This is a genomic window from Kitasatospora sp. NPDC059722 (assembly GCF_042733235.1).
In the GTDB taxonomy this organism is placed as follows: Bacteria; Actinomycetota; Actinomycetes; order Streptomycetales; family Streptomycetaceae; genus Kitasatospora.
Genome location: NZ_JBHWGD010000047.1, coordinates 12575 through 19145, shown reverse-complemented (window position 1 = coordinate 19145; position 6571 = coordinate 12575). Strand labels below are relative to the sequence as shown.

At 70.8% G+C, this 6571-nt stretch carries 7 protein-coding genes; 4 read left to right on the top strand and 3 right to left on the bottom strand.

Going from position 1 to position 6571, the window contains the following annotated elements:
• The coding region (locus ACFV4F_RS26830; protein ID WP_380506116.1) for an RICIN domain-containing protein at window positions 1–403 on the bottom strand (403 nt) is incomplete at its 3' end.
• A 769-nt stretch (window positions 404–1172) separates the two neighbouring features.
• Here ACFV4F_RS26830 and ACFV4F_RS26825 point away from each other — a divergent pair.
• Both ACFV4F_RS26825 and ACFV4F_RS26820 read left to right on the top strand, forming a co-directional pair.
• Window positions 1173–1520, top strand: coding sequence for a hypothetical protein (locus ACFV4F_RS26825; protein ID WP_380506113.1), 348 nt, complete (start codon window positions 1173–1175; stop codon window positions 1518–1520).
• A gap of 242 nt (window positions 1521–1762) precedes the next feature.
• A complete protein-coding gene (locus ACFV4F_RS26820; RefSeq protein WP_380506110.1) occupies window positions 1763–2746 on the top strand; it encodes a CinY protein in 984 nt (327 codons plus the stop codon).
• A gap of 140 nt (window positions 2747–2886) precedes the next feature.
• On the opposite strand, the gene ACFV4F_RS26815 is transcribed toward ACFV4F_RS26820, so the two are convergent.
• A complete protein-coding gene (locus ACFV4F_RS26815; RefSeq protein ID WP_380506107.1) occupies window positions 2887–3744 on the bottom strand; it encodes a patatin-like phospholipase family protein in 858 nt (285 codons plus the stop codon).
• Window positions 3745–4290: 546 nt separating this feature from the next.
• Here ACFV4F_RS26815 and ACFV4F_RS26810 point away from each other — a divergent pair.
• A complete protein-coding gene (locus ACFV4F_RS26810) occupies window positions 4291–4632 on the top strand; it encodes an SDR family NAD(P)-dependent oxidoreductase (protein ID WP_380506104.1) in 342 nt (113 codons plus the stop codon).
• On the opposite strand, the gene ACFV4F_RS26805 is transcribed toward ACFV4F_RS26810, so the two are convergent.
• On the bottom strand, window positions 4591–5796 hold the full coding sequence (locus tag ACFV4F_RS26805) for an RNA-guided endonuclease InsQ/TnpB family protein (RefSeq protein WP_380506102.1): 1206 nt from the start codon (window positions 5794–5796) through the stop codon (window positions 4591–4593). The two genes, ACFV4F_RS26810 and ACFV4F_RS26805, sit on opposite strands and share 42 nt — an antisense overlap.
• Window positions 5797–5935: 139 nt before the next feature.
• On the opposite strand from ACFV4F_RS26805, the gene ACFV4F_RS26800 reads away from it, so the two are divergent.
• Complete coding sequence (locus tag ACFV4F_RS26800; RefSeq protein WP_380506100.1) at window positions 5936–6436, top strand: SDR family oxidoreductase; 501 nt, start codon at window positions 5936–5938, stop codon at window positions 6434–6436.
• The last annotated feature ends 135 nt before the right edge of the window (window positions 6437–6571 follow it).

Here is a 6571-nt window from a genome sequence, read left to right as displayed (position 1 = left end):
TCTGAACCTTGTTGTTGTCGAGCGGCACGATCGTGAACTGCTGGTTGTTTCCACTCGTGCAGGTCCACTGGTCGATGCCGGCCCCGTCATTGACGTCGGCGCCCCACACGTCCAGGCACTTGCCAGCGAACGTCTTGATCTGAACCTTGTTGTTGTCGAGCGGCACGATCGTGAACTGCTGGTTGTTTCCACTCGTGCAGGTCCACTGGTCGATGCCGGCCCCGTCATTGACGCCCGCACCCCACACATCGAGGCAGTGGCCATCGGCGAAGGTCTTGATCTGATGAGTCCCGTTCCAGTCCGCAGGCGCCGCCGTGGCGACACCCGGGATCGCGGACACGACAGCGGTCGTGATCGAGAGGACGGCCAGGGCACGCAGTCCGGTCGTGATGGCGGAAGGCATGATCTTCTCCATTTCATGGCAAGACGTGGTGACATGGGACACCGAGCCGGGTAGTCCGGCGCCCAGGGGACGTGGTGTCTGTGGTTGTTCGGGTGCCGCGGGACAACGGTGCGGTGATAGCGGTACCGAGCGGTACTGAGAAGAGCGGCAGCCTGTGAGGAGTTGCCGCACCCCGAAGCCTTCGAGGACATCGAAACCGACGGTGGACCCCTCATCACCCGGGCATGCAGAGCACATCATTGAGCCGGCCACGGACACCAGGAAGAAGAGCCGGACGAACCACCGGAAGTACTGCCGGAAGTACTGCCGAAACCGTGGCGGCCCATCGTCGGCGACGGAGGCCAACGCACCGCGCTGCGGAGGAGCCTGGTGTCCTACTACTCCGAGTCCATCTGCCAGACCACGACCTGGGCGGCGTCCGACGGACCGGGAACGCGGAGCCCCCGCCGGTCCCGGCATTCGGCGGTGCGCCGCTGTCCGTGCGCATCCCTGACCCTGAGTACACGGGTCTCGTGCCGGGCTTCTGAAAGCCGAGGGTGCGGGTCCTGACCGAGCTTTCCACCGGCCGATCGCTGCGCGGACCGTGGGCCCGGTACTCCCGACGACACGGCACCGTGACCGGCTGGTGAGCCTCCCTTCCGGCCACGTGCCCATCGCGAGCATCACGGACCAGCGCGACTGCCGTAGCCAGAGGCAAAACACATCAGCAGTAACAGACTTGAGTACCCGTACTCAAGACGGGGCCGGCGATCCGAGCAAGGATGACCGGATGTCGCAGTTGGTAATCGATGTTCTCGTGACCGTTGTCCTGACCACCGTGGAAGTAACGGCCGTGGTCCTCGCATTTTTCGCCATCGCGGTCAAGGCGTGGGCGGCGGACAAGACGGGCCGCGGGGTCCCCCGCGGCCTGAAGCGGACCGGCTGTGCCGTGGCAGGGACGTCGTTCGTCCTGCCCCTGGCGTGCGCCTACGGGCTGTTTCTCCTGCACCTGCCGGTCGCGGCGAGCGCCCAGTGCCTGCTGGCAGCGGCGATTCCGTTCTTCGGGCCCATCCTGACCGGTGTGAACCGTCTACGGGAGGGCCTCGCTCGCCGCTGGCCGGGACGCCGGCAGCGCTGACAGGGCTGGCGGGCCCGGTGCAGCACGGCGACAGCCTCGTGGCAGAGGGACGGCGCAAGCGCGCGGCCGGAAATCGTGAGGCACTGGCGGTCTATCGGAAGTCGATCCCGGCAACTAACGTATCGGGTGCGAACCTTGATGGTTCGTCAGCGAATATCGCCACGGACCTGGGCGGGCACTGACGAGACGCCGTGCCCGGATGCATGCCCGCCGAAGACGTCCATCACGCACCTGGAGATCTCATGAATTCCACCTCCGCTTCCCGCCGGCGGCGCCTGCGCGGACCCGGCGCCGCTTGCCTCGCGTTGTCGTGTTCCGTCGTCCTCGGCGCCGCGGCACCGGCGCACGCCTTCAGCGGGGAGAACCACGAGAAGATCACCCGGGCCGCCCTGGGAGCCGCGGGCTGGCACCCGAACTCGCTGACGGCGATGGCGAACGGGAGCTCGGGCGCGATCGTCGCCAACGACCACGGCCAGTACTTCGACATCGGCAAGCTCCACTGCGACAACGCCGACTACCTCGACCCCCGGTACGGCGGCGGCTACCCCCGCACCCGCGGGCAGGCCGACGCCGAGATCATCGACTGCATCGACAGTTCCGTCCACAACTTCAAGCGGGCCGTCGCCGCCGCGGACCGGCTGGTCGACGCGAACGGGCACGTCGTCGCCGCCCAGACCTCCATCTCACGGGCCTGTGACTGGAACGACCAGCCCGGACGGGCGAAGTGCGAGGTGCTGGAGGACCTGGGCCGCGGCTGGCACCAGATCGAGGACTTCTACGCCCACAGTAACTGGGCCGACCACGCCGGCCCGGGAGCCATCGGCGTCAAGAACCCCCCGGGGCTGGGCAGGACCGACCTCCCCGCGTTCTTCTCCATCAGCCGCTACAGCTCCATGAGCAAGGCGGACTGGATCAAGGACGCCACCGGCCACATCCCGCACGACCTGGCGACCGGCTGCTATCCGGACCGTGACCACACCGGGACGGCCTCCAACTGCGCGGGGCGCGTCACCCACGACGGGGTGCTGAACAAGGACACGAAGGACAGCCCGCGCTCGGTCATCGACCACAACTTCGACCGCGCCTACGACCTCGCCGTCAAGGACATCGCACGCCAGTGGCGGAACTTCGAGGACGAGCTCCAGCGCAAGTATCCGAACAACGGCCGGGCCAAGGCGATGATCTGCGCCATCACCCATGACCACCCGGACAAGACCTGCTCCTGACCCGCAGCCGCAGGCCTCGCCGAGCTCGCCGAGTACGGAGTTGAGTGGGCGTGGGGCTGGTACTCGTGGGCGGCGGCCACCTGAACGCGAGGCCGTTGCTCAACGGGTGGCGGGCCCGTCCGTCCGCCCGGACCCGCCGCTCACCCTCCGATTGTGTGCTCGGCCGGCCAGGTGCGGGCGACCGAGGCGGCGAGGGCCGCGCCCTGGCGGTGGCCGGCCCGGGCGGCGGCCGGGCGCCGGGCGTTGGCGGTCAGGTTGCGTCCCATCGCGCGGCGGGCGTCGGCGTCCGGGGTGATCAGGGTGGTGTGCGTGCCGGCGGCGCGCAGCTCCGCCGCCTGCTGCTGGGCGCTGGGATGCGGCCCGACGGCGGTGGGCACGGGCGAGACGGCCAGCACCTGCCGGTGGCCGGCGGCCAGCTGGAGGTTGCCGGTGGAGCGGGTACCGCCGTCGATCCACCGCCGTCCCAGGGCGGCGGTGGGCGGCCAGACCAGGGGGACGGCGCAGCTGGCGGCGACCGCGTCCGCGAGGTCGAGCCCGGAGCCCGCGTCGAAGGCTTCGACGCTGCCGGTCTCCGCGTCCACGGCGGTGATGCGCAGCGCCTGTGCGGGCCAGGTGGTGGCGTCGCGCAGCAGGGTGCGCACGGTTTCGGACAGGTCGTGGGCGGGGGTGGTGCGCGCGGTCAGGGCGGCGTGGCCCAGGCGCCGGACGGAGCGTTCCGGGTTGCGGGTGGCCATCGCTGCCCACAGGAAGCGGAAGGTCTGCGCGGCGGTGACGTCCATCTCGACCCGGTCGAGGTCGGCCAGTTGATGTTCGTACAGCTCGCGGGCGGGTTCGCCGCTCGCGAGCCGGGCGCCGAAGACGGCTCCGGCGGAGGTGCCGATGACGGTGTCGGCGGTCGTCAGGTCGATCCCGCCGGCGGTGAGGCCCGCGAGTACGCCGGTCAGCCACGCGCCGCCGACCGGTCCGCCGCCGCCCAGTACCAGTGCCGTGCCGTTCATGGCGTCCTTCTCTCCCCAGCCCCAGAAGTGGGGATTGCTCCCCGGTTAGCCTCGGGGCAACGATACACCGATGGAGGGCGGCGCGGTTCGGGCCGGTGATCGGGTTTCAGGATCCGCAGCGCTCACGGCAGTCGGGCCGCTCCCCCGACCATTCCTTGTGGTCGTCCGTCCAGACCGGCTTTCTCGACGGAACCGGCCGCGGGAAGCAAGGGTGAGGCATACGGGGGGCACCCCTGCCTTCGGTGCACTTCTCGGCGCCCGGGTACGGCCCCCGCCGGGACCGACCCTCGACACTCTCCTCCCCGCCCTGGCCGGCGACGACGACCTCCAGCGGCTCGCAATGAGGCCTGGGCACCCGAGCGTGGCGGCCGGGCCGTCGCCGTGGGCCGGGACCGTGCAACGGCGGACGGCGGGGCGGCGGGCATGGACGGGGCCACCAACAGCGGCCGCCGCCGAACGACTCCCCGGTTCCCGGTTCGTCGACGGCGGCCGGACCGGCCGGGGAGACTGCTGGCGGCATCGAGCGGAACGACGAGAGGGGCGACCGTGAGCAGGAACAGCGAGGACCAGGGGCGGTTGAGCGGGCGGATCTGTGTCATCGCCGGCGCGGGCGGAGCCATCGCCGGTGCTGTCGCGGCGCGGCTCACCGCCGAAGGCGGGCGGGTGATCGGAATCGACCGGCGGCCGCTGGACGTCCCCTTCCCGGTGGTCGCGGCGGACCTGCGGAGCGAGGCAGAGACACGACTGGCGTTCGAGCGCATCCACGCGGAGTCCGGCCGGATCGACGTGCTCCACGTCAACGCCGGTCCCGTGACTCCTCCCCCGGCTGAAGCCGGGGGCTTCTCGCTAACCCTGGCGGGCGTTGCGACGGACAAGCCCTGCCCGTAGAACGTTGGTGGCTCCCACCGTGTCGGCGTGCGCCGTGTGGCCGCAGCCAACGCAGTGGAAAGTCTCCTGGTTGGGCCGGTTCTTTGCCGCGACGTACCCGCACTCCGGGCGCGGGCAGGTGCGGGAGGTGTTGCGGGGGTCCACGGCGATCACTTCCCGGCCGGCGCTTTCAGCCTTGCTGGCGAGGATCGTGAGGAACACCCCCCAACCGGCATCGTTGATCGACTTGTTCAGCCCGGCCTTGGCCGCCGCGCCGTTGGGCAGGAAGCCACCCGGCTGGTCGGGATCGGGCTTCGGCACGGGAGCCTTGACCATGTTGCGGATCCTGAGGTCTTCGTGCGCGATGAAGTCATGCTGACGCACGAGGTCAAGAGCGGTCTTGTGCGCGTGGTCGAGTCTCTGACGGCGGACCCTGCGGTGAAGGTCCGCGACCTTGCGGACAGCCTTGCGGCGGCGGTTGCTGCGCCGCTTGCACCGGCTGAGGGCCTGCTGTGCGGCTTCGAGTTTCGCGGCGGCGCGCCGGCCGTGGCGGGGGTTGGGGACGAACCCGCCGTTGGAGTCGGCGAGGAAGTTGGCTATGCCCATGTCGATGCCGACCACGGACCCGGTCCCGGGCAGCGGCTCGGGCTCGGCCTGCTCGGCGGTCAGCACGACGTACCAGCGCTTGCCCTCGCGCTTGACGGACACGGTCTTGACCTTGCCGGCCACCGGGCGGTGCCGGTTGACCTTGACGTGCCCAACGCCCTGGAACCGGACACGGGTCACCCGGTCGTGCGGCGTGGAATCCCAGCGGCAGCCGTCACCGTCCTTCGGGAAGTCCACCGTGCCGAACCAGTTCACCCCCCGAAAGCGCGGGTAGCCGGGCGTCTCGCCGGACTTGACCCGGCGGAAGAACCCGGCGAACGCCTTGTCCAGGCGACGGAGCGTCGCCTGCTGCGAGGAGAACGACCAGCGGCCCTGGCGCTCCGGGTCGAACGCCCGGATCTCCTTGAGCCGCGCCGACTGCATCCCGTACGTGATGCTCGTCTTCGAGACGTGCCGGTAGGCGTCGCGGCGTTCCTGCAACGCCCCGTTGTAGAGCGAACAGTGATCCCGAAGCATCTCCGACAGTGCCTGCGCCTGGCCCACGGTGGGCCGCATGAGGAACTTGTACGCACGGATCATCCAGCCCACCCCCTTTCGGTCGATGTGGTCAAGCTAGTGCACCCCACCGACAACGCAGCGTTCTCCGCCGCTTCGCGGCTCCGGGCCAAGGATGCATTCCCTCCCCGGCTGAAGCCGGGGATACCCTGCAAGATCAGGGATGGACCGCGAGGACCACGGCCTGCTGGAGACGTCCCCCGAGGTCTGGGAGCGGGTCTTCCGGGCCGTTCTCACCCCGGCGGTGCTCAGCTGCCGCTACGGGGTGCCGGTGATGAACCCCGGCGGCTCGGTCGTGCTGACCGGCTCCTTCCTCGCCGGCATGGGCGCCGCGACCGCCCAGATGGCCTTCTCCGCCGCCAAGGCCGCGGTGACCCAGCTCGGACGCGACCTGGGCACCCACCTGGCCCGGCGCGGTATCCGCGTGAACACCCTGGCCCTGGGACCGGTCGAAGCCCCCGAGACCCGTGCCATGTTCGAGCGGATGGGAGAAGAGGAGACCCGACGGCGCTTCGCCCACATCCCAATGGGCCGCTTCGCCACGCTCGACGAGATCGCGGCCGCCGTCACCTACCTCGCCGGCCCGGACTCGGGCTACCTGACCGCCTCCGAACTCCCCGTCCACGGCGGCATCCGCGCCGCGTACACCGTCCCGGACCACTGAGCCGCCCGGAAGCCGCGGGGCCGCGGGGGGGCGGGCCGGCGCCCCCCCCCCCCCCCCCCCCCCCCGCCCGCCGCCCGCCCGGCCCCCCCCCCCCGCCCGCGCCGCCCCGCCCCCCCCCCCCCCCCGCCCCGCCGG

Coding starts and splice junctions, on each gene's coding strand:
- ACFV4F_RS26820 (WP_380506110.1), top strand. CDS start 1,763: ATGAATTCCACCTCCGCTTCCCGCCGGCGGCGCCTGCGCGGACCCGGC.
- ACFV4F_RS26815 (WP_380506107.1), bottom strand. CDS start 3,744: ATGAACGGCACGGCACTGGTACTGGGCGGCGGCGGACCGGTCGGCGGC.
- ACFV4F_RS26825 (WP_380506113.1), top strand. CDS start 1,173: ATGTCGCAGTTGGTAATCGATGTTCTCGTGACCGTTGTCCTGACCACC.
- ACFV4F_RS26800 (WP_380506100.1), top strand. CDS start 5,936: ATGGACCGCGAGGACCACGGCCTGCTGGAGACGTCCCCCGAGGTCTGG.
- ACFV4F_RS26805 (WP_380506102.1), bottom strand. CDS start 5,796: ATGATCCGTGCGTACAAGTTCCTCATGCGGCCCACCGTGGGCCAGGCG.